The organism is Ruminococcus sp. NATIVEDY161, assembly GCF_045819895.1.
Classification (GTDB): Bacteria; Bacillota; Clostridia; order Oscillospirales; family Acutalibacteraceae; genus Ruminococcoides.
On the sequence record NZ_CP162392.1, the window covers coordinates 1,608,121 to 1,630,107 of the forward strand.

At 48.5% G+C, this 21,987-nt stretch carries 24 protein-coding genes and 1 other annotated feature; of the genes, 14 read left to right on the forward strand and 10 right to left on the reverse strand.

The window, feature by feature from the left end; translation table 11 throughout:
* The first annotated feature begins 108 nt into the window (after positions 1-108).
* On the forward strand, positions 109-891 hold the full coding sequence (locus tag AB1I50_RS07665) for a YdcF family protein (protein WP_407723453.1): 783 nt from the start codon (positions 109-111) through the stop codon (positions 889-891).
* Positions 892-936: 45 nt separating this feature from the next.
* Here AB1I50_RS07665 and AB1I50_RS07670 read toward each other — a convergent pair whose 3' ends face one another.
* The 4 genes from AB1I50_RS07670 to murI form a co-directional block, all read right to left on the reverse strand.
* Positions 937-1,131, reverse strand: coding sequence for a hypothetical protein (locus AB1I50_RS07670; protein WP_407723454.1), 195 nt, complete (start codon positions 1,129-1,131; stop codon positions 937-939).
* 69 nt (positions 1,132-1,200) lie between these two features.
* Positions 1,201-2,937, reverse strand: a complete 1,737-nt coding sequence (gene argS / locus AB1I50_RS07675) for an arginine--tRNA ligase (protein ID WP_407723455.1) — start codon at positions 2,935-2,937, stop codon at positions 1,201-1,203.
* A gap of 2 nt (positions 2,938-2,939) precedes the next feature.
* Complete coding sequence (locus AB1I50_RS07680) at positions 2,940-3,380, reverse strand: YwiB family protein (protein WP_407723456.1); 441 nt, start codon at positions 3,378-3,380, stop codon at positions 2,940-2,942.
* A gap of 7 nt (positions 3,381-3,387) precedes the next feature.
* Complete coding sequence (gene murI, locus AB1I50_RS07685) at positions 3,388-4,206, reverse strand: glutamate racemase (RefSeq protein WP_407723457.1); 819 nt, start codon at positions 4,204-4,206, stop codon at positions 3,388-3,390.
* 436 nt (positions 4,207-4,642) lie between these two features.
* Here murI and AB1I50_RS07690 point away from each other — a divergent pair, with 436 nt between their 5' ends.
* From AB1I50_RS07690 to rplL, 8 genes are all read left to right on the forward strand, one after another.
* Positions 4,643-5,440 (forward strand): DUF7674 family protein, encoded by a 798-nt coding sequence (locus AB1I50_RS07690; protein WP_407723459.1) that lies wholly within the window; start codon positions 4,643-4,645, stop codon positions 5,438-5,440.
* A 256-nt stretch (positions 5,441-5,696) separates the two neighbouring features.
* The gene (gene rpmG, locus AB1I50_RS07695; RefSeq protein ID WP_407723460.1) at positions 5,697-5,846 is read left to right on the forward strand and encodes a 50S ribosomal protein L33; all 150 of its coding nucleotides are present in this window, start codon (positions 5,697-5,699) and stop codon (positions 5,844-5,846) included.
* An 11-nt stretch (positions 5,847-5,857) separates the two neighbouring features.
* A complete protein-coding gene (gene secE, locus AB1I50_RS07700; RefSeq protein ID WP_407723461.1) occupies positions 5,858-6,142 on the forward strand; it encodes a preprotein translocase subunit SecE in 285 nt (94 codons plus the stop codon).
* Positions 6,143-6,182: 40 nt separating this feature from the next.
* Entirely contained in the window at positions 6,183-6,710 is a 528-nt protein-coding gene (gene nusG, locus AB1I50_RS07705; protein ID WP_407723462.1) for a transcription termination/antitermination protein NusG, read from the forward strand.
* 120 nt (positions 6,711-6,830) lie between these two features.
* Complete coding sequence (rplK, locus tag AB1I50_RS07710; protein ID WP_407723463.1) at positions 6,831-7,256, forward strand: 50S ribosomal protein L11; 426 nt, start codon at positions 6,831-6,833, stop codon at positions 7,254-7,256.
* A 55-nt stretch (positions 7,257-7,311) separates the two neighbouring features.
* A complete protein-coding gene (gene rplA / locus AB1I50_RS07715; RefSeq protein WP_407723464.1) occupies positions 7,312-8,007 on the forward strand; it encodes a 50S ribosomal protein L1 in 696 nt (231 codons plus the stop codon).
* A gap of 24 nt (positions 8,008-8,031) precedes the next feature.
* Positions 8,032-8,165, forward strand: a sequence feature (ribosomal protein L10 leader region).
* 58 nt (positions 8,166-8,223) lie between these two features.
* Positions 8,224-8,847 (forward strand): 50S ribosomal protein L10, encoded by a 624-nt coding sequence (gene rplJ / locus AB1I50_RS07720; protein WP_407725329.1) that lies wholly within the window; start codon positions 8,224-8,226, stop codon positions 8,845-8,847.
* 50 nt (positions 8,848-8,897) lie between these two features.
* Positions 8,898-9,275: a 50S ribosomal protein L7/L12 gene (gene rplL, locus AB1I50_RS07725; protein ID WP_407723465.1), complete on the forward strand. Its 378-nt coding sequence runs from the start codon at positions 8,898-8,900 to the stop codon at positions 9,273-9,275.
* A 101-nt stretch (positions 9,276-9,376) separates the two neighbouring features.
* Here the strand turns inward: rplL and ymfI are convergent, their stop codons facing one another.
* Genes ymfI through gltX form a run of 3 tightly spaced genes read right to left on the reverse strand, consistent with a single transcriptional unit; the run spans position 9,377 to position 13,268 of the window.
* A complete protein-coding gene (gene ymfI / locus AB1I50_RS07730; protein WP_407723466.1) occupies positions 9,377-10,114 on the reverse strand; it encodes an elongation factor P 5-aminopentanone reductase in 738 nt (245 codons plus the stop codon).
* Between the two features lie 3 nt (positions 10,115-10,117).
* Positions 10,118-11,803, reverse strand: coding sequence for a glutamine--tRNA ligase/YqeY domain fusion protein (locus AB1I50_RS07735; RefSeq protein ID WP_407723467.1), 1,686 nt, complete (start codon positions 11,801-11,803; stop codon positions 10,118-10,120).
* Position 11,804: 1 nt separating this feature from the next.
* Positions 11,805-13,268 (reverse strand): glutamate--tRNA ligase, encoded by a 1,464-nt coding sequence (gene gltX, locus AB1I50_RS07740; protein ID WP_407723468.1) that lies wholly within the window; start codon positions 13,266-13,268, stop codon positions 11,805-11,807.
* Between the two features lie 134 nt (positions 13,269-13,402).
* Here gltX and AB1I50_RS07745 point away from each other — a divergent pair, with 134 nt between their 5' ends.
* Positions 13,403-13,795 carry an endonuclease domain-containing protein gene (locus AB1I50_RS07745; RefSeq protein ID WP_407723469.1) on the forward strand — a complete coding sequence of 131 codons (393 nt, stop codon included), beginning with the start codon at positions 13,403-13,405 and terminating at the stop codon, positions 13,793-13,795.
* Between the two features lie 191 nt (positions 13,796-13,986).
* Here AB1I50_RS07745 and AB1I50_RS07750 read toward each other — a convergent pair whose 3' ends face one another.
* The 3 genes from AB1I50_RS07750 to fba all read right to left on the reverse strand — a co-directional run bounded on the left by AB1I50_RS07750 (position 13,987) and on the right by fba (position 16,723).
* Complete coding sequence (locus AB1I50_RS07750) at positions 13,987-14,316, reverse strand: PadR family transcriptional regulator (protein ID WP_407723470.1); 330 nt, start codon at positions 14,314-14,316, stop codon at positions 13,987-13,989.
* Positions 14,303-15,619 (reverse strand): permease prefix domain 1-containing protein, encoded by a 1,317-nt coding sequence (locus AB1I50_RS07755; protein ID WP_407723471.1) that lies wholly within the window; start codon positions 15,617-15,619, stop codon positions 14,303-14,305. Before AB1I50_RS07755 ends, AB1I50_RS07750 begins: the two co-directional genes overlap by 14 nt.
* 237 nt (positions 15,620-15,856) lie before the next feature.
* Entirely contained in the window at positions 15,857-16,723 is an 867-nt protein-coding gene (gene fba, locus AB1I50_RS07760; RefSeq protein WP_407723472.1) for a class II fructose-1,6-bisphosphate aldolase, read from the reverse strand.
* Positions 16,724-16,967: 244 nt separating this feature from the next.
* Here fba and AB1I50_RS07765 point away from each other — a divergent pair, with 244 nt between their 5' ends.
* From AB1I50_RS07765 to rlmH, 4 genes are all read left to right on the forward strand, one after another.
* Entirely contained in the window at positions 16,968-18,731 is a 1,764-nt protein-coding gene (locus AB1I50_RS07765) for a S1C family serine protease (RefSeq protein ID WP_407723473.1), read from the forward strand.
* 500 nt (positions 18,732-19,231) lie between these two features.
* Positions 19,232-20,530: a UDP-N-acetylglucosamine 1-carboxyvinyltransferase gene (locus tag AB1I50_RS07770; protein WP_407723474.1), complete on the forward strand. Its 1,299-nt coding sequence runs from the start codon at positions 19,232-19,234 to the stop codon at positions 20,528-20,530.
* Between the two features lie 133 nt (positions 20,531-20,663).
* Positions 20,664-21,452 carry an MBL fold metallo-hydrolase gene (locus AB1I50_RS07775; protein ID WP_407723475.1) on the forward strand — a complete coding sequence of 263 codons (789 nt, stop codon included), beginning with the start codon at positions 20,664-20,666 and terminating at the stop codon, positions 21,450-21,452.
* Complete coding sequence (gene rlmH / locus AB1I50_RS07780) at positions 21,452-21,937, forward strand: 23S rRNA (pseudouridine(1915)-N(3))-methyltransferase RlmH (RefSeq protein WP_407723476.1); 486 nt, start codon at positions 21,452-21,454, stop codon at positions 21,935-21,937. Before AB1I50_RS07775 ends, rlmH begins: the two co-directional genes overlap by 1 nt.
* Positions 21,938-21,987 lie beyond the last annotated feature (50 nt).

The following is a 21,987-nucleotide window of genomic DNA, read 5'->3' on the forward strand; positions in this document are numbered from 1 at the left end:
CTAATCCATTTAGTACAAAAAGTCAATACAATTAATAATATTTGTTGAGTATATTGTTTGTTGAATAATGTCGTACTTTGCGGTATAATAGCATTGACGGAGGTTATTATGAAAAAATTTTTTTCGGTATTTTTCCGCGCGCTGTTTATCGCAGGCGCGCTTGTTTTGCTCACAACGTTTATCTCGACGTTTGCAATCGGCATTAAAAATGTCGGCAATATCGTCGGTGCAGCGCTTTGTGTTTGGGTAATTTTGGTCTGCATAAAGCCCATACATCTGGCGATAAAAAGGAGCCTGAGGTTTTTCTTTTTGACAAGGCTTCTGCACAGGATAGTCACCATATCGTTCACGGTACTGCTCGTTTACGGCTTGATTGCCACGGCGGTGATTGTCGGCGCGTCATTGATTGCGCCCAAGGAGAACTCAACCGTTGTTGTGCTCGGAGCGCAGGTTCGTCCGTCGGGAGAGCCGTCAACAATTTTGCGCGGAAGAATAAGCGCGGCTGAGGATTACCTCGTGCAAAATGAAAAATCCTGCGCGGTGCTCTCGGGCGGCAAGGGCAGCGACGAGGTCAAGAGCGAGGCAGGCTGTATGTACGAGAATATGACCGCCGAGGGTATCAGCCCGGACAGGCTGTTTGTCGAGGACAAGTCCACCACTACGCGCGAGAACTTTGAATTTTCGGAAAAGATAATCGCGGAAAATAAGCTTAATTCCGACATCGCGATTGCCACCGACCGTTTTCACCAGCTCAGGGCGAGGATAATCACAATGCAGCTCGGTATAAAGGGCAACGTCGGTGCGGTGAACTCCGACGCACCGTTTAAGTATGTGCCGACCTATGTTGTCCGCGAATGGTTCGCGCTTCCGTATGAAATTTTTAAGAGATAAAGTTTACCGTCAACCCTTTATGTGCAAGGGTTGACGGTTTTTGCGTTACTTGTTTATATCCGCTTCGGTGGTGATTACCTCGGTGATGTTGTCGATGTGAACTCCGCTGTGATGGCGCGAATTTACGCCCATCGCCTCGTATTCAATCACCTCGTCGGTCGCAGGAGTATTCTCGGCGCGGTTGTCGCGCGGCGGAAACTCCAGCGGATAGTTTTTGTTTGACTTAGAATTTTTGCCCATACTGTTACCGCCTTTCGTTTTGGTAATAGTATGGGCAATTGTTTTTTAATTATTCATACGCCGCCGCGATTACATACTTTCGGGGCAGGTGATGTTGAACATCGTCAGCACGTTTTTGATTACCGAGCGGACGCAGCCGCACAGCGCAAGCCTTGCCTGCATAAGCGACTCCTCCTCGCCCTTAACGCGGCAGGCGTTGTAGAACTTGTGGAACAGCGTCGCAAGCTTTGTCACATAGCGCGTAATCTTTGTCGGATCGTAGTCCTTCGCCGCGCTGATGATCTCGTTAGTGTACAGCGCGAGGTGGCTGATAAGCTCCTTTTCCTCGGGAGCTGTAAGCAGCGCGAGCTCGTCCTTTGAGCAGTCGCGCGGAGTAATTCCGTCCTTTGCGAGAGCCTTGAAAATACTGCAAATTCTCGCGTGGGCGTACTGAACGTAGTAAACGGGGTTTTGGTTGTCCTGAGTAACCGCGAGGTCGAGGTCAAAGTCCATCTGGGTGTTGGCTTCACGGGTGTTGAAAAGGAAACGCGCGCTGTCAACGGGAACTTCCTCGAGCAAGTCGCGGAGCTGAATAGCCTTGCCGGTTCGCTTGCTCATCTTAACGAGCTCGCCGCCCCTGACGAGCTTAACAAGTTGCATAAGCACGACGTTGAGTTTGTCGCCGTCGTAACCGATGGCGTCCATAGCGCCCTTCATTCTCATAACGTGGCCGTGATGGTCTGCTCCCCAAACGTCAATCAGGGTGGTAAAGCCGCGGTCGAATTTATTTTTGTGATACGCGATGTCAGCGGCAAAGTAGGTGGGGTTGCCGTTCTGGCGGATAAGCACGTCGTCCTTTAATTCGAGGTTGTCGATGTACTGCTGCGTCTTGCCCTCAGCGAGAAGCTTGTTTGTAAGAACCTCTTTGTTCTTGTACCAAACCGCGCCGTCCTGCTCGTAGGTAAGGCCTTTTTCGGTCAGCAAATCAACAACGCCCTTGACCTCGCCGCTGTTGTGGAGCTCGCTCTCGAAGAACCACTTGTCGTAGACGATTTTGTAAGCCGCCATATCCTCCTGCATTTTATTGATGTTCTTGGGCAGGGCGTAGTCAACAAGCGCTTTTTTGCGCTCATCACTGTCGGCTTCAACAAGGCTGTCGCCGTTGATGTCGGCGTACTCCTTTGCAAGCTCGGTGATGTCCGCGCCCTGATAGCCGTCCTCGGGGAATTCGATTTCGTCGCCCTTGAAAATTTGCAGGTAACGCGCCTCGAGCGAACAGCCGAACTTTTCAATCTGGTTGCCGGCATCGTTAACGTAGAATTCGCGGTAGGCGGAATAGCCTGCCTTGTTCAGCACTGCCGCAAGGCAGTCACCGAGCGCTCCGCCGCGCGCGTTGCCCATGTGCATAGGACCCGTGGGGTTGGCTGAAACGAACTCAACCATTACCTTCTCTCCCTTGCCGTAATCGGACTGACCGTAGCCCTCGGGATTTGAGGTAATTTCCTCGATTACGCCTGTGTAAAAATCAGCGCCTAAGAAGAAGTTGATAAATCCAGGACCTGCGGTTTCAAAACGGTCGAACATAGTGCCGTCAAGGTCGAGGTTGGCGGTGATAGCCTGCGCGATTTTGAACGGCGGCATTCTGAATGACTTTGCGCCAGCCATGGCGGCGTTGGTCGCGAAATCTCCGTGCGAAGAATCGGCAGGGGTTTCTATAATAAAATCGGGAATTTCCGCGTTCGGAAGCTCCTCTTTTTCAATAGCCTTTTTGAGCGCGGCGGTAACCGCGTTTTTGAGCTGTAAAACTGCGATTGAATATGTGTCCATAATTACTCCTCGTTTGTTTTTTCTTCTACCTTTATGTAAAATCTGTTTTCGCTTACTAAATTTGTGTCAAAGTCGAGCGTGTAGCTCACCTCGAGCGTGCCGCCCTTTTCGGTGAGGTTGTTGGTCAGCGTTTTGGTGAATACTCCGATGGTGAAGTCGCCCGCGATTGTCTGGTAAATGCACTGGTGGCGCCTGCCCTTTTCAAGGATAAGGCGCGTTTGCATTTGCCCCTTGCGGCTGATGGTCACCGTGTTTTCCTCAACCTTAATCAGGTTGTCGTAATATTCGGCAGGGTTATCCTCGCTGTACTCCTTGTAGCCGATGTAGTAGTGGTCGCGCTTTCGCATAAACTTGCCCGAGGTCATTACCTCGATTTTGTCGGTCTCGCCGTCAAGGCACTGTTCACCGACAATTGAAATCATATATTTGTCCTGATTATCCATAAAATCCTCAATACTGTTCAATGTCAATCTGGGTTACGGTGTGCTCCATATCCCTGCCCAAAAACAGCCCTGCGACGTTTTTGAAGCCCTCGGGGGTGTCGCTTACGTAAAATTCGGGAGTTTTCGGGGTTTGGTCATCGTTGAGAAGGTTTTGCTCCTTGAGCACCTTCGCCGCGTACAGCGCGGTTTCATACCCCGAGTCAATCAGCTCAACGCCCTCGCCCATAAAGTCCGAGATAGCCTCGCGCAGCAGCGGAAAATGCGTGCAGCCGAGAATAAGCGCGTCAACGCCCTGCTCCTTAAGCTCGCTTAGGTAGCGCCTTACAACAAGGCGCGTAATTTGGTCGTCGCGGTGGATAATACCGTTTTCAACCAGCGGCACAAACAGCGGACAAGCCTGCTCAAAAACCTCGACATTGGGATTGAGCTTTTGCAGACGAGTTTTGTAGCTGTGGCTGTTGACCGTCGCGGAAGTTCCGATAACGCCGATTTTGCCGTTTTTGGTCTTGCGCACGGCGGTGTAGGCGGTGGGGTTTACAACTCCGGTGTAGGGCACGGGAAGCTCAGCCTCGAGCCTTGCTCCGGATACCGAGCTGACGGTTCCGCACGCGGCTACGACCATCTTTACGTCGTGCTCAAGCAGAAAATGAGCGTCCTGAAAAGCGTATTTGTTGATGGTGTCGCGGCTTCGGGTGCCGTAGGGCACTCTGCCGGTATCGCCGAAATATATGATGTTTTCGTTCGGGAGGACGTGCATAAATTCCTTGACGGCGCTCAGTCCGCCGAGTCCCGAGTCAAAAACGCCGATAGCGTTGCGCGATGACATAGAAAAACCTCTTTTACATTATTATACAGAATAAATAATACCACAATATCGGGTTGGTTGCAAGCCTTAATTAAGGAATAAGGAATGAATACTAAGTAATAAGGAATGATTAACACCGTAGGGGCGGACCCATGTGTCCGCCCGGGAAACGTGAACAGCGCTAATCGTGCAATACGTTTTAACCGCGATAAACGAACGTTTATTACAGCACACAAAAATACATTATAAATCAATTGTTGTGTTCCTGTCCTGCGGGCGGACACACGGGTCCGCCCCTACAATTACCAAGGTAAGTATAAATCGAAGTTTAAAGTCGAGAACAGAAGTTATGAATTAAGATAAACTTATGAAACGATTTAAAATACTTGCATTATTTTTTTATTAATAGTATAATGATATGGCAAAGACGAATTTTTTATCCGAAAGGAAGATTAAATTGGAATATACAAAGGCTTTTGAATATATCTCAAAAAAGGTCGAGGAAGAACTCGCCAAGCAGAATTACACAAAACAGAAGGTTTCTAATGAGGACGGCGGAGATTTGGTTTCTCTCTTTACGAGCGAAAACGTAGCCTACTCGGTTGTTTATATTTTGGATAAGCAGCAGATGGTTCTCCGTTCGGCTGCTATGACCGACGACGGTCCCGATAACGACTGGAAAACTCTCGCCACCTGGCTTTATGACGAGCAGACGGCTGACCAGAAGGACGCCGAGAGTATCGCGAATGATTTTATCGAGGGCGTTTCGGGCACGGTTGCGATTAAGCGCGCAAAGCAGGTTCAGAAGAAAAAGAAGAAGTCGGACGACGGCTCGGCAGACCCGAAGTTTTTGGCAAAGCGTTTTGTAACGTACTTCCCCGAGCTCAAGGACGAGATTAAAAACGAGGAGGACTGCTACTATCCCTTCCGCGGAGCAACGTTTGCAAAGGAGCACATCGCCCCGAGGGTAGCTGATTACATCAAGCGTGCAAATAATAAGGAGACCGAGAAGTTCGCGAACGTGTTTAACGTTCAGTACGGCAACGGCGACCGCGACACACGCGCGGTTATCACGATTGTAATTCTCAACTCGCTCGAGGACGAGGAGTTTTATAAGGTTTCGGAGTTCTTTAACGACGACCTCGAAAAGGCTGCCAAGGCTGCCAGAAAGTACAAGGGAAAAGAGGTTAAGCCCGAAGTTCCCAAAAAGCCGAGAAAATCAATCGGCAGCACTCTGCTCAACCAGAGCAAATAAAAACATCAAGGCTTTCTGCCGCGTTTACATGCGGCAGGAGGCTTTTATAATTTGGAGGAAAATCAATATGTTGTGGGCAGGGTTGCGGATGTGCCACAACATAGATAAACAGTAAAGTAAAAGCAAATTTTTTACTAAAAATCCCTTGACTAAATGCAAATCCTGTGTTAAAATGTTATCACCTCTAAAAGGGGCTTTATTTTTGTGCCCTGTTGAGGGAGGCTAAAAATATTCCGAATAACCGGGAGGTGCCGTTATGAGAGTTAAAATCACATTGGCCTGCACAGAGTGCAAACAGCGTAACTACAACACAATGAAGAACAAGAAGAACAGTCCCGACAGACTCCAGATGAACAAGTACTGCCGCTTCTGTAGAAAACACACTCTTCACAAGGAAACTAAATAAGGAGGTACATTATGGCTGACAAAAAGGCTGAAATTAAGAAGACTGCCTCTAAAAAGGTAGATTCTAAAAAAGCCGCTAAGAACAAAAAGCCTAATGTTTTCAGAAGGCTGCTTAAGTACCTTTCTTCCTGTAAGGGTGAAATCAAGAAGATTACATGGCCTACGCCTGCACAGACTACAAAGAACTTCGGTATCGTTATCGCCGTTCTTGTTGTTATGGGCTTGTTCATTTTCGGCCTTGATTCAGGTCTGTATGCTATACTCGGCTTGATTATGGGTACAGGTTCTGCTACGTAATCGCTTTTATCGCTAATCTTACGAAAGGAAGAGAGTTATAATGGCTGATTATGAAGCAAAATGGTATGTAATTCATACTTATTCGGGTTACGAAAACAAGGTTGCGACCGATTTGCTGACTACGGCGGAGAACCGCAATCTTAAGGATATGATTATCGACGTCAAGGTTCCCACCGAAATCGTCACCGAGACCGTTGGGGAAAAAACCAAAGAGGTCGAGCATAAAATCTATCCCGGCTATGTTTTTGTAAAGATGGTCTATACCGACGAGACCTGGTATGTCGTGCGCAATATTCGCGGCTGCACCGGATTTGTCGGCCCGGGATCAAAACCCGTTCCGCTCACAGACGCCGAGGTTTACAGAATGGGCGTTGAGCAAAAAGTTGTCAAGGTTTCTTATGCCGTTGGTGATTCGGTAAGAATTATTGACGGTCCGCTTGAGGACTTCGTCGGTGTTGTAGAAGAGCTTGATACCGACAAAAACTATGTCCGCGTAGTTGTTTCTATGTTCGGACGCGAAACTCCTGTCGAGCTTGAGCTAAGCCAGGCAGAAGCTTTGGAAGACTAATTAATTTTACGGTAAAATCGCCATTTCGGCTTTTTTATTGGGAACGTTACGTTCCCTGTGGGAGGGACCCTACACAGTGGCGTTCCGCAATTTACCACGAATTTTGGAGGTGCAAACACAATGGCTCAAAAGGTTGTAGGCTTAATTAAGCTGCAGATTCCTGCCGGACAGGCTACTCCGGCTCCGCCTGTTGGACCGGCACTTGGTCAGCACGGCGTAAACATTGTTGCGTTCACAAAGGATTTTAATGAGCGTACAAAGAACGACAGAGGTCTTATCATTCCTGTTGTAATTACAGTATATGCAGACCGTTCGTTCACATTTATCACAAAGACTCCGCCTGCTGCGGTTCTTCTTAAGAAGGCATGCGGCATCAACAGCGGTTCGGGCGTACCTAACAAGACTAAGGTTGCCAAGATTACCAAAGAGCAGCTCACAAAGATTGCCGAGCAGAAAATGCCCGACCTTAACGCAGGCTCTCTTGACGCCGCAATCAGCATGATTGCAGGTACTGCAAGAAGCATGGGTATTACAGTAGTTGACTAATTAATCCGGGTGGGAGGATTTTTCCGCTTGACCACCTAACAATGGAGGAAAATTGATGAAACACGGTAAGAAATATGTTGACGCTGCTAAGCTCGTTGACAAAACCAAATTATATGAGACAGACGAGGCGCTTGACACTGTTATTAAGACAGCTACCGCTAAGTTTGACGAAACCGTTGAGCTTCACGTAAAGCTCGGCGTAGACAGCCGTCACGCTGACCAGCAGGTTAGAGGCGCGGTTGTTCTTCCCAACGGTACAGGTAAAAACGTAAGAGTTCTTGCAATCTGCAAGGGCGCTAACGAGGAGCTTGCCAAGGAAGCAGGCGCTGACTATGTAGGCGCTGAGGATATGACACAGAAGATTCAGCAGGAAAACTGGATGGACTTCGACGTGCTCGTTACAACACCCGACTGCATGGGCCTTGTAGGCCGTCTCGGTAGAATCCTCGGTCCCCGTGGTCTTATGCCTAACCCCAAGGCAGGTACAGTAACTCCCGACATTGCCAGAGCTATCAAAGAGGCTAAGGCAGGTAAGATTGAGTACCGTCTTGACAAAACAAACATCATTCACTGCCCCATCGGCAAGGTATCGTTCGGTACAGAGAAGCTCGCTGAGAACCTCGGTACTCTTATGGACGCTATCGTTAAGGCTAAGCCTGCTGCTGCAAAGGGCCAGTACATTCGCTCAGTTGCCGTTACTTCAACAATGGGCCCGAGCGTAAGAATGAACCCGACTAAGTTCGGCGCATAATCTAATTTATCCTGGCTTTAAGTCAGATAAATACTTGCAGTTCTAAAGACAGTAGGTGCGAAAGCGTAAGGATTTATCCGCCTGCCGAGGAAGTTGCATTTACATTTATGTAATTGTCACTGTCCGAGGTATGTCTCGGACAGTTTTACTTTATATTGTAAGCTGTAACTTTTGGCTGCGCCGTTTGGCGCGAACTGCGATATAAAACTATCGGAGGTGAAATTTTTGCCAAGTCAAAGTGTTTTAGAGCAAAAAAAGGCTATTGTTGCCGAGCTCACCGAAAGACTTAAGAACTCTGTTACAGGTCTTGTTGTAAGCTACGAGGGTATCAACACCGAGGACGACACAAAGCTCAGAAAAGAGCTCCGTGAAAACGACGTTAAGTACACCGTAGTTAAGAACACACTTCTCTCACGTGCGTGTGATGAAGCAGGTCTTGAAGATCTTAAGCCCGTTTTGGAGGGCACAACGGCACTTGCCACAAGCGACAGCGAATACGCTGCCGCAGCGAGAATCCTCTGCGGTTACGCTAAGGATCACGACAACTTCAAGGTTAAGTCAGGTTATCTTGACGGCGCTGTAATTGATATGGATACTATCACATCCCTGTCAAAGCTGCCCACCAGAGAGGTTCTTCTCGCAAACGTACTCGGTGCATTCCAGGCTCCTATCGCTGCATTTGCCCGCGTTATGCAGGCTGTAGTTGACGAGGGCGGCTTTGAGGAATGTCTCGCAAAAAAGGCTCCCGCTGAGGAGGCTGCTCCTGCTGAGGAAGCTGCTGAAGCTCCCGCAGAAGCACCTGCAGAGGCTCCCGCTGAGGAAGCTCCTGCCGCAGAGTAATCTGCAAATTAATTTCAAAATCAACTTATTTATATTGGAGGTAAATTACAATGGCATCAGAGAAAATTACTGCTATTATTGAAGAATTAAAAGGCCTCACAGTTCTCGAGCTTTCAGAGCTTGTTCACGCTGTAGAGGATGAGTTTGGCGTATCAGCTGCCGCTGCTGTAGCTGTTGCAGGTCCTGCTGCAGACGCAGGCGCTGCTGCTGCAGAGCAGACAGAGTTTGACGTAATCCTTAAGAGCGCAGGCTCAAGCAAGATCAACGTTATCAAGGCTGTTCGTGAGATCACAGGTCTCGGCCTTAAGGAAGCTAAGGCTCTCGTTGACGGCGCACCCAAGACCGTTAAGGAGCAGGCTTCTAAGGAAGACGCTGACGCTATCAAGGAGAAGCTCGAAGCTGCAGGCGCAGAGGTTGAGCTTAAGTAATTATAGCTTAATAAACATCAAAGGACTGTTCCTCGTGAACAGTCCTTTTTGATTTTTAAAACATTCAGGGCGGACAATTTGTCCGCCCGTTTTGCATTTAATTAAATTACAAATCCGCCGTTTACGCCGAGCACCTGACCGGTTATGAACTTCGCGCGGTCGGAGCAGAGAAAAATTGCCGCATCGGCAATGTCCTTCGGTGTTCCGAGGGTGTTTAGGGGAGTTTCTTCCTTTAGCTCAGCGATTGTCTGCTCGTCAAAGCCCTTCATCATATCCGTCATCACAACGCCGGGCGCGATGCAGTTTACGCGGATTCCCGACAGCCCGAGCTCCTTTGCAAGAGCCTTTGTAAGCCCGATTACGCCTGCCTTTGCCGCGCTGTAATGCGCCTCGCACGACGCGCCGACCTGCCCCCACATCGAGCTGATGTTGAGGATAACTCCGCGGTGGTTTTTAATCATAGAACGCCTGAGCACTTCCTGAGTGCAGTTAAAAACTCCGTCGAGGTTTGTGCCGAGCATATTGCGCCAGTCCTCAACGCTGAGGTCGGTAAAAAGCTTTTGCTGTGCAATTCCTGCGTTGTTTACGAGAATGTCGGTATCCCCGAGCTGAGCCGAAACCGCGTCGAGCATAGCGTTAACCGACTGCCTGTCGGCGACATCCGCCTGAACCGCGGCGGTTTTAACCCTGTAGGTGTCGGAAAGAACTCTCGCGAGGTTTTCCGCCTGTTGTCTGTTGTTGTGGTAGTGAACGGCGACGTTCCTGCCCGTCTGAGCAAAGGCAACGCAAAGCGCTGTGCCTATTCCGCCGCTCGCTCCTGTTACTAATACATTTTCCATATTTTATTTCTTAGGTTTAAATCCGTCCTTAAGACTCACGCTGCGGTTGAATACCAAATGACCGGGCTTGCTGTCCTTGTTGTCAACGCAGAAATATCCCAGGCGCATAAACTGGAAGCTCTTAGGAGCTGTAGCGGTTTCGAGGTTCTTCTCCGCCTTGCAGTTTTTGAGAATTTCAAGGGAGTTCGGGTTGAGATAATCGAGGAAGCTGCCCTCGCCTGCGTCGGGATCGGGTACGGTAAAGAGGTTGTCGTAAAGCCTTACCTCGGCGTCGGCGCAGTTGTTCGCGTCAACCCAGTGGATTGTGCCGCGCACCTTTCTGCCGTCGGGGGTGTTGCCGCCGCGAGTTTCGGGATCGTACTCGGCGTAAACCTCAACAACGTTGCCGTTTTCGTCCTTCTTACAGCCTGTGCACTTTACGATATAGGTGGATTTGAGCCTTACCTCGTTGCCGGGGTAAAGGCGCTGATATTTCTTGATTGGCTCCTCCATAAAGTCCTCGGCTTCAATCCAGCACTCGCGCGAGAAGGTTACGGTTCTTGTGCCGTCCTCGGGACGGTTGGGGTTGTTTTCAACCTCAAATTCCTCGGTCTTGCCCTCGGGATAGTTGGTGAGGATGAGCTTGATGGGATGAATTACGCACATTGTACGCTCGGCGCTCTCGTTGAGGTCGTCGCGCAGGCAGTGCTCCAAAAAGCTGTACTCGACAATGGAGTTGACCTTTGACACGCCGATTTGGTCGATGAACGAGCGGATGGACTTGGGAGTGTAGCCGCGTCTGCGAAGTCCGCAGAGGGTTGGCATTCTCGGATCATCCCAGCCGTTTACGTGGTTATTTTCAACAAGCTCTCTGAGCTTACGCTTTGACATTACGGTGTTGTTGATTCCGAGCCTTGCAAACTCAATCTGTCTGGGCTTGCTCGGAGCGGAGATGTTCTCGATTACCCAGTCGTAGAGCGGACGGTGCGATTCAAACTCCAGCGTGCAAAGGCTGTGGGTAATTCCCTCAATCGCGTCCTCGATCGGGTGAGCAAAGTCGTACATCGGGTAAATGCACCAGTTGTCGCCTGTGCGGTGGTGCTTAAGGCGGTTAATGCGGTAAATTACCGGATCGCGCATATTAAAGTTGCCCGAGGCGAGGTCGATTTTTGCGCGGAGCGTCATGCTTCCGTCCTCAAACTCGCCTTTGCGCATACGCTCAAACAAATCAAGGCTTTCCTCAACCGGTCTGTCGCGGTAGGGGCTTTTTGCCGGAGTCTGGGTGTCGCCGCGGTACTCGCGCATCTGCTCGGCGTTGAGCTCGCATACATAGGCAAGGCCTTTTTTGATTAGCTCAACCGCGTAACCGTACATCTGCTCAAAGTAGTCGGAAGCGTAGTAAAAGCGGTCGTCCCAGTCAAAGCCAAGCCACTTTATGTCCTCTTTGATCGCGTCTACGTACTCAACGTCCTCCTTGGTCGGGTTGGTGTCGTCCATACGCAGATTGCACAGACCGTTATATTTTTCAGCCGTGCCGAAGTCAACGCAAATCGCCTTTGCGTGGCCGATGTGAAGATAGCCGTTCGGCTCGGGCGGAAAACGGGTGTGAACCTTTTTACCCTCGTATTTGCCGCCCTCGGCAATATCCTCGTCAATAAAATCGTGAATGAAGTTACCGGTCATAACCTCGGGGGTTGTGTTTTCTGACATATTATATACCTTCTTCTAATTTTTCTAATCCGATTTCCAATCTTCTCATTGTTTCTTCTCTGCCCAAAATGTCGAGAATTTCAATCGCGCCGCCGGGGGTTACGGTTTTGCCTGCCGCGGCGATTCTTACCGGCCACATTACCGTGCCGTTTTTGAGCTCTTTTTCCTTTGCCATATTAATCAGGCAGTCGTGAATCGGCTCGGCTGTCCACTCGGGCAGAGCCTTTAACCTCTCGTAAGCCTCTCTGAGCACAACGGGCGCGTTCTCGAGGTTTGTCTTGCTCTTTTTATTTACGAACAAATCCTTGCTGTATTCGGGAAGCTCCGCGAAAAAGTCGAGCATTTCGGGAATTTGTGTAAGCTGTGTTACGCGCTTTTGCAAAATCTCGGCAAATTTTTTATAGGGCATTTCCTTGTCGCCAAAAACCTTTTTGTAGTACGGCATAGCGACCTCGGTAAATTCCTCTGCGCTCATAGCCTTGATGTATTCGCCGTTAAACCAGCTCAGCTTGTCGTAGTCGAAAACGGCAGGGGATTTGCTTATTCCGCCGATGTCAAACGCCTGCTCAAGCTCCGAAAGGGAGAAAATCTCCTGATTGTCCTTCGGGCACCAGCCGAGCAGGGCGATGTAGTTGATGATCGCCTGCGGAAGATATCCGTCCTCAATCAAATCGTAAAAGCCTGTCGCGCCGTGGCGCTTTGCGAGCTTGGAAACGTTGCCGTCCTTGTCCTTGCCCATAATCAGCGGCAGGTGAATGTAGGTGGGAATCTCCCAGCCGAATGCCTCGTAGAGCAGGTTGTACTTCGGCGTTGAGCTGAGGTACTCGCTGCCCCTTACAACGTGGGTAATGCCCATTGTGTGGTCGTCGATTACGTTCGCGAAGTTGTAGGTGGGGTAGTCGTCGGTCTTGATTAAGATTTGGTCTTGCAGCTCGGAATTCTCAACGGTAATCTCGCCGAAAACAGCGTCGGTGAAGGTCGTGCTGCCCTCTACCGGCATTTTCTGGCGGATTACGTACGGCACGCCCTCGGCGAGAAGCCTGTCGATTTCCTCCTGCGGCAAATCGCGGCAGTGGCGGTCATATCCGCCGCCGACGGTCTCGTTCTGGATTTTTTCGAGCCTTTCCTTTGAACAGAAGCAGCGGTACGCCTTGCCTTCCTTAATCAATTGCTCGGCGTAGGGAAGATACATATCCTTGCGCTCGCTCTGAACGTACGGGCCGTAGTCGCCGCCGATGTCGGGACCTTCGTCGTGCTTAAGCCCCGCGAGCTCGAGCGTGTTGTATATAAAGTCCACCGCGCCCTCGACAAGGCGTTCGCGGTCGGTGTCCTCAATTCTCAAAACAAATTTTCCGCCCTGAGATTTTGCCACGAGGTACTCGTACAAAGCGGTTCTCAGGTTTCCCACGTGCATAAAGCCCGTAGGGCTCGGAGCGTATCGTGTTCTGACGGTTTTTTCTGCCATAAAATCACCCTTTTAATAAAAAATACTATACCAAATAATTATAGCATAGTTGCCGGGATATTTCAATGATTTTGACGCTCTTAAATGTTGATTGGCGAATAGTGTTGATGTATAATAATTTTGGGGTGTTAACAGTGAAAAAGACTTACAACAAAAAACTGACAAATAAATCAAGAACCCTCCGCAGAGAAGCGACCAAGGAGGAAAACCATCTTTGGTATGACTTTTTGCGTAACCATGAGTATAAATTCACAAGGCAGAGAATAATTGATAATTATATTCTTGATTTTTATTGCGCCAAGATAAAGCTTGCAATAGAAATCGACGGCTCTCAGCATTATGATGAGGAAGGCTTAATAAAGGATACGGAAAGGACGGCTGCACTTAACAAATACGGTATCTCTGTTTTAAGGTTTACAAACAGAGAGATAAATGATAAGTTCGAAGCGGTTTGCGAGTATATAAATGAGTTTATTAAAAGAAAAAGCGGAACCGTTGTTAACGATTCCGTTCTTAACAGATTTTAACATATTTTAAATTGCAATTAAGGCTCCCCTGACACGCGAAGCGTTTTAGGGGAGCTGTCGCGTAAGCGACTGAGGGGTTGCGTTTTCCTCTGCTTTCGCGGAAAAATATCAATTATTCCGGCGAGGACCCCTCCGTCAGCAAAGCTGACACCTCCCCTAAAGTGCTTGCGCACGTCAGGGGAGGCTTTAAATTAATTTGCAAAGCTAAGAACCTTGCCGACAGATTTTGAGTACACCTGCCACTCTTCCTTTTTCGCGTCAAGCTGTTTTTCGCCCTTGCGCGTGAGGTGGTAGTATTTGCGCTTTCGGTTGTCAAATTCATCCCAGTAGCTTTCAAGATAACCCTCTTTTTCAAGCGCGTGCAGGATGGGGTAGAGTGTGCCTTCCTTGAGCACAAAGACGTCCTCGCTCCTGTTTTGCAGCTCCTTGATGATGATGTAGCCGTACATATCCTTGCCCTTTAGAACGCTCATTACCATTATCGGAGTGCTTCCCTTTAATAATTCCTTACTGATTTTCATTTAATTCACTCCCTTGTTCATAGTTTGTTTCAAAATAACCGTCATTGTTGCTGACGAAAATATATTTGCTTAAATCTTTGCTTCCCGTTTCCTCGGGACATTCAAAGGTTATTAATCCGACCTTGTTCTCATCTGTATGAACGTTGAACACTATTCTGTGCTTTGCCCTCATCGGGATTTCGGCGACGTTAAACGCCTTGCTGTACCATCCCTCGTTGAGGAACTCTTGCAGATTTTCGTACTTTCTGTTTTTAAGGAGGTTGCTGTCGACTTTATAGTTTTCCAGCGCGTCAAACGGCAAATCGAAATCCGTTCGGGCATAGTAGACGCCTATGCCGTTCACCGTTGTCAGCGTATTGTTGCCGCCCGAACCGTAAGATACAGTTTCTTTGAAGGGGTTTGACGCGGTACTGCCGTTCGGGATCGTATCGGAGCCGTATAATTCCTCTATCGGCGCGTTGATAACTTCGTTTATCATTTCAAGCCGTTCTTTGTGCAGGCTCTCGCGCTTTTGGGGCAGATAAACAGCCGCGATTACCGTGCCTGCCGTCCCGACAATCAGATTTAAGCACAGCAAAACGCTCACCGCGCGCCTAAATATCCGTATAAAGCCGTTCAGCTTTTTAGTGTTGTACAGGCGTTCCTGCATAAAAACAGTAACAAACTGAACAACAGACCAAATCAGGAGTATCGCGAAAATAACATATGAGCCGACCGCCAGCGGTATTTTCATATTCTCGGGAAAAATACCGTAGCCGAAAATACTGTCGAAATATCCGCCTATGCCCGAGGTCGCGATTTTTACAGCGGAATACGCCGCCGGACGGAAGATTGCCATTCCCGTGAAATTGGAAATGAGCAGTGCCGCTGCCGCGAAAAGCGGTATGAGCTTGCTTTTCATTTTGAAAGCCTTGATTAAAAAGAAGATATAACCCGCGACGACCGCAACGGACAGAAAATCTACCGTGATAAGGTGATATACAGCGCGGTAGTAGCTGTCGGCGTAATTGAACTTGTGGAAAAAGAACGGCACAACGGCGACAGCCGCAAAGAAGATTAAGCTAATTATAATCAAAAGATTTCTGCCTGCTCCGTTGTGAAGCGTTCTCAGCGGAAGCGCGGCATCGTCCGGCTCGCCCATATCCTCGACCGCGCGCTTTTCCGCTTCGTCATCAGAATACCCCAGCTCTTTGTAGTACATAATCTTGTCTTGGATATGCCCTTCAAGCTCGCTGTAAATTTGTTTTTGCGTATTTTTGTCCTTGATACGCTTGCTTATGACGGAAAGATAATCGTTTTTCATATCTAACACCTCGCAAAAATATATACATAGCCAATCTATGTATGAATTATATAGCGCAGAAAAGAAAAAGTCAATATATTTTTAAAATATTTTAAAATAAAAACCGCGGACGGTAAAAACCCATCCGCGGTTAAAGTTTAAGTTAGCTTGCCGAAGGCAAATTTAGCTGCGCAAAGCGCAATTTAGCTGTTTCCGAAGGAAACAATTTAGCTCGCCGAAAGGCGAATTTAGCTCAAATCATGCCTTGCCTACCGAGCCGAAGAGCTCCATCTTCTCTTTTACTGTAGCCTTGATAGCCTCAAAGCCGGGAGCGAGAAGCTTTCTGGGATCGAAGCCCTTGCCCTGGAGATCCTTGCCTGCCTCGATGTACTCTCTTGTAGCAGCAGCAAAAGCGAGCTGGCACTCGGTGTTAACGTTAATCTTAGAAACGCCGAGGGTGATAGCCTTCTTAATCATATCAGCCGGAATACCTGTACCGCCGTGGAGTACGAGGGGCATTTCGCCTGTGAGCTGCTGGATAGCGTCGAGAGTCTCAAAGCTCAAACCTGCCCAGTTCTCGGGATATTTGCCGTGGATGTTGCCGATACCTGCAGCGAGCATTGTTACGCCGAGGTCTGCAACCATCTTGCACTCCTTGGGATCTGCACATTCGCCTGCGCCGATAACGCCGTCTTCCTCGCCGCCGATTGAACCAACCTCAGCCTCGATTGAAAGACCGAGCTCGTTACAAGTAGCTACGAGTTCCTTTGTCTTGGCAACGTTCTCCTCGATCGGATAATGCGAGCCGTCGAACATAATTGAGCTGAAGCCTGCCTCGATGCAAGCCTTAGCGCCTTCGTATGAACCGTGGTCAAGGTGGAGAGCAACGGGAACTGTGATTTTGAGCTCCTCGAGCATACCGTTAACCATGCCGACTACGGTCTTGTAGCCGCACATATACTTGCCTGCACCCTCGGAAACGCCGAGAATAACGGGAGAGTTGAGCTCCTGAGCTGTGAGAAGGATTGCTTTTGTCCACTCAAGGTTGTTGATGTTGAACTGGCCTACTGCATAGTGGCCTGCCTTTGCTTTTGTAAGCATTTCTTTTGCGTTTACTAATGGCATAATCATCTTCCTTTTTACTGAATTTCGGAGAGAGAACGTCTCCTCTTACCGAGTTATACAAATTATAACATATATTCCTCCAAATATAAAGCACTTTGCGAAAAAAACCTGCTTTTTTTTGAGAAAAACGGAGAAATCTTGAAATATTCGGAAAATTTTCAGTTTCCCGTCACATTCCTCGGTTGCATTTGATAATTTTACGTTGTATAATGTGTTTGTAAAAATAAAAACCAAGGTGATAACTATGGATAATAATTTTGATAACAATTTCGGCGGACAGCCTCAGCGCCCGTTTACCGAAAAACCCGGCGAACAGCCGCCTCAGCAGTTTGATTTTAACCCTGAAAAGCCGCTTATGCAGCAGCCGGAACAGCCCGGGCAGAACGCGGAGCAGGGATATAACCCGATAAACCAGACCGCGGTGTATCAGGACGGCGCGTTTAATCCCATAAATCAGACTACTCAACCTGAGGTTCAGGATAATCCTCAGCAAAATTTCGGCGTTCAGCCGCCGTTTAACGCTCAGAAAACGGACTATTCAAATCCCGTATACTATAATAATGCGTATAATCAGGGCAATCAGCAGTTCTACGGCAGACCACCTCAGCAGCAACCGCCGCAGCCGCCTGTTCAGCAGCCTTATACGCCTGCTCAGCCGCAGTATGTTTCTCCCCTGCAGGGTGAAGCGCCTCAGCCGAACAACCAAAATCCATACATAAAGCAGCAAATGCCTGCAGGACAGGGTTATTACAACGTTCCCAATCAACAAAAGCCCAAGGGTAACAAGGGACTTATCGCGGTGATTATCATTCTCGCGGTAATGCTTGTTGCGGCTTTTGCAGGCATATTTATATATGTAATGAGAAACCAAAAGGGAAATACCTCAGGCGAGATTTCTCAGAACGGCAACAGCAATAACTTCCAAATTCCGAATTTTGAAAATCCGGGAATGGTTCAGCCTGCCACCGAAGCGCCTGTTTTTAAGGACAGCGATTACAGCGATAAAATCCATAAGGATTACAAAGGCCTCACGGTAGAGCAAAAGCCTGCCGACGCGGCGACAAACAAGAGCTACAACGCCGAGTACGCCTTCCAAAAGGCTTCTCCCTCGGTTGTGGGAATTAAAGGCTTTTCCGATTCCAACAAGACAATCAAAAATTCTGAGGGAAGCGGAATTGTAATTTCCGAGGACGGCTATGTTATCACAAACGCCCACGTTATCGCAAACAGCAAAACCTCAATGACTCTCTCGGTGTATACCTACGACGGCAAGGAATACAACGCAGGCGTTGTGGGCTTTGACTCCAGAACCGACATCGCTCTGCTCAAGCTCGACGACGCAAAGGGACTTACCCCGGCAGTGTTTGGCGATTCGGATAAGCTCGGTCAGGGCGACGATATCGTGGTAGTCGGCAATCCCGGCGGTATGGAGTTCCAGAATTCGATGACAAAGGGCATTGTCTCCGCCTTGGAGCGCGACGCCTCGAAAAAGAGCATTGTTAAGTATATCCAGACCGACGCCGCAATCAACCCCGGCAACTCCGGCGGTCCTGCGGTTAACCTCTACGGCCAGGTTATCGGTATGGCTACCGCAAAAATCGTAGACGAAAGCTACGAGGGAATGGGCTTCTGTATTCCGTCCGCGACGGTAAAGACGATTGTCGACAGCCTTATGAAGAACGGCTACGTTGAAAACCGCGTTAAAATCGGTATCAGCGGAGCGGCGCTGTCAACAGAGGAAGCCTCTGCTCTCGGCGTTAAGGGCGGTATTTTGGTTCAGACCGTCGATCCCAACGGCCCGTGCGGAAAGGTTCTCGAAACCGGCGATATCATCTACGAGGCTGACGGAAAGAGCATTTCATCCTTCTCGGAAATCTACAACGTGCTCGAAAATCACGGTGACGGCGATAAAATCAAGATTAAATACTACCGCGCAGAGTCAAATTCAACCGGAAAGCTGACCGAAAAGGAAGCTGAGATTGAGCTCGTTGCCGACAAAGGACAATAAAGAACTATAAATTTTGGTAAAACAATCAAAAAATTCATCAACACAAGGAATATATTTGATATTTCTATCGTAAAATAAGGCGGAGCGTATGCGCGTTCCGCTTATTTTATTAATATTTTGTCACAACTCGAATATTTCTCGAACGGAAAAATAAAGCGATTTTTATTTCTTTTGCAGAAATTCACCCAATGCGTTACAGCCGTTGTTAATATTAAAAAAGAAAGTGACAATTCCTTAATAATTTGAGTACAAGTTTGCCAAAAAACGGTTACAATTTTAATATTGCGTTGACTTTACTACAATTTTGTAGTATGATTTTCTACAGGAGAATTGTGGCGTTACGTATGTGTAACCACAATTTGTAGTGTACTTTAATAAAAATGTAACATATTTTGTGGTTTTTGCGGAATAATAGACTTATAACCACAACAGGTAGTATGTTACTTTACCTATAGTATGTTGTTGCGAAAACCCATCACCAGTGTTAGGAGTGTCAACAATTGGAAAAATTTGTTGTTACAGGCGGTAAACCGCTTTTTGGTGAGGTAAATATCAGCGGCGCAAAGAACGCTGCCGTTGCTATTATCCCCGCCGTTATTTTATGTGACGAACCTTGTCAAATTGAAAATATACCGAACATCAGCGACGTTACGCTTATCAGCAGAATTCTTCAGCAGATGGGCGCAAAGGTCAGAAGAATCAACAAGAGTACGCTCTACATCGACCCCACCCACATCCAGACAAGCGTGGCGGTTACCGATTATGTAAGAGGTATGAGAGCTTCTTACTATCTTCTCGGCGCTTTGCTCGGCAAGTACGGCAAGGCAAAGGTTGCCCTTCCCGGCGGCTGTAACTTCGGCGTTCGCCCCATTGACCAGCATTTAAAGGGCTTTGAGGCTCTCGGCGCAGAGACAAGACTTGTTGACGGCGCGATTATCGAGGCAAAATGCGACGAGGAAGGTCTTGTGGGCACGCACATCTACCTCGACGTTGTGTCTGTAGGCGCAACAATGAACATTATGCTCGCGGCAAGCCGCGCAAAGGGACTTACGGTTATTGAAAATGCCGCTAAGGAGCCGCATATTGTTGACCTCGCAAACTTCCTCAACTCCATGGGAGCTGACGTAAGAGGCGCAGGTACAGACGTTATCAAGGTAAGAGGCGTGAACTATATGCACGGTATCTCTTACTCAATCATTCCCGACCAGATTGAGGCGGGAACATATATGTGCGCAGCCGCAGCAACACGCGGCCGCATTACAATCAAAAACATCACTCCCAAGCACCTTGAGTCAATCTCGGCTAAATTCCGCGAGATGGGCGTTAAGATTACGGAGTACGACGAGGCGCTCACAATTGACGCCACCGTTAAACCGCTTAAGCGCTGTAACATCAAGACAATGCCTCACCCCGGCTTTCCGACAGACTGTCAGCCGCAGTTTACCGCTTTGCTTATGAGCGTGCCCGGCACAAGCATTGTTAACGAGAACGTTTGGGATAACCGCTATCAGTACATCAGCGAGCTTATCAGAATGGGCGCTCATATCTCGGTAGAGGGCAGACTTGCCATCATCGAGGGCGGCACACCGCTTACAGCGGCTCCCGTTAAGGCTACCGACCTCAGAGCAGGCGCGGCTATGATTATCGCGGCGCTTGAGGTAAGCGGCACAACCGAAATTTCGAGCATTCAGTTTATCGAGCGCGGTTACGAGGATGTTGTAGAAAAGTTCAAGGCTCTCGGCGCGGACATCAAAAAGGTCTACTACACCGGAGACAACGAACAGGAATTAAGAGCATAATTAAGAGTTAAGAGTTGAGAGTTTAATTACTTTCAACTCTTTTTGTTTTATTAAAGCCTCCGCCGCAAAGTTGTTGTCAACTTTTCATTTTTATGCTATTATTAAATTTAGAACATACTTTAGGGGTAATTTTATGGCAAAGGTAGTTCCGCTTTTCAGCGGAAGCAAGGGAAATTGTTATTACATAGGCTCGGGTAACGAGGGCGTTTTGGTCGACGCCGGCAGGTCGTGCAAACAGATTGAACAGGCGCTTGCGCTCAATTCGGTCGATATTGCCGGTATCCACGCCGTTTTTGTAACCCACGAGCATATCGATCACTGCTCGGCGCTCAGGGTTCTCGCAAAGAAGTACAAGCTCGACGTATATGCCAGCAAGGGTACGATGGACGCGCTGATTAACAGCCATAAGGTCGAGAGCGAAACAAAGCTTCACATCATCGAGCGCGAAGCGGTTGTCGGAGATATTCTCGTCAACCGTATTGACACACCGCACGACGCGGCTGAAAGCTGCTGTTACAGAGTGATTTCTCCCGACGGAAAGTCGGCGCTAATCGCAACCGATATGGGCTATATGACCGACGGCGTCCGTGCCGCGGCGGCTATGAGCGACTTTGCGGTGATTGAGTCAAACCACGACATCGAAATGCTAAAGACAGGGCCGTATCCATATCCCTTAAAGCGCAGGATTTTGTCCGACAGGGGACATCTCTCTAACGAAGCCTGCGCCGTGGAGCTTGCGGAGCTGGTAAAGGGCGGAACGCTCAGGCTTATGCTCGGACACCTCAGCGAGCAAAACAATACCCCGGGAATTGCAATCCGCACCTCGGCGGCGGAGCTTGAACGCGCAGGGTTGAAGTACAACAGCGACTACACGCTTGACGTAGCGCCTGCGGAAGCAACATTAAAGAGCGTGATTTTTTAATGCTTAAAATCAACATAATTTGTATCGGAAAAATCAAGGAAAAATACTTTACCGACGCTGTAGGCGAGTACGCAAAACGGCTGACTGCGTTCTGTAAATTTTCGGTTGTCGAGCTTAACGAGGAGCGTATCAGGAGCAACACGCCGAATGAGGCGCAAATCGCCGAGGTTATTGAAGCCGAGGGCAGGAGAATTCTGCAAAAAATCGGCGCCTCGGATTACGTAGCCGCAATGTGCATTGAGGGCAAGCTGCTCTCGAGCGAGGAGCTCTCCGAAACGCTCGACAAGGCGGCTCTCAGCGGAAAAAGCACTGTTGACTTTATAATCGGCGGCAGCTACGGCCTGAGCGATGAGGTAAAAAGACGTGCGGATTTGCGCCTGTCAATGAGTAAGATGACCTTTCCCCACCAACTCGCGAGGGTTATTTTAAGCGAGCAAATCTACCGCGCGTTCGAAATCTCGACGAACGGAAAATACCACAAGTAGAGTTAAGAGTTGAGAGTTTAGAGTTTAATTTTTTAAATCTATTCGTTATA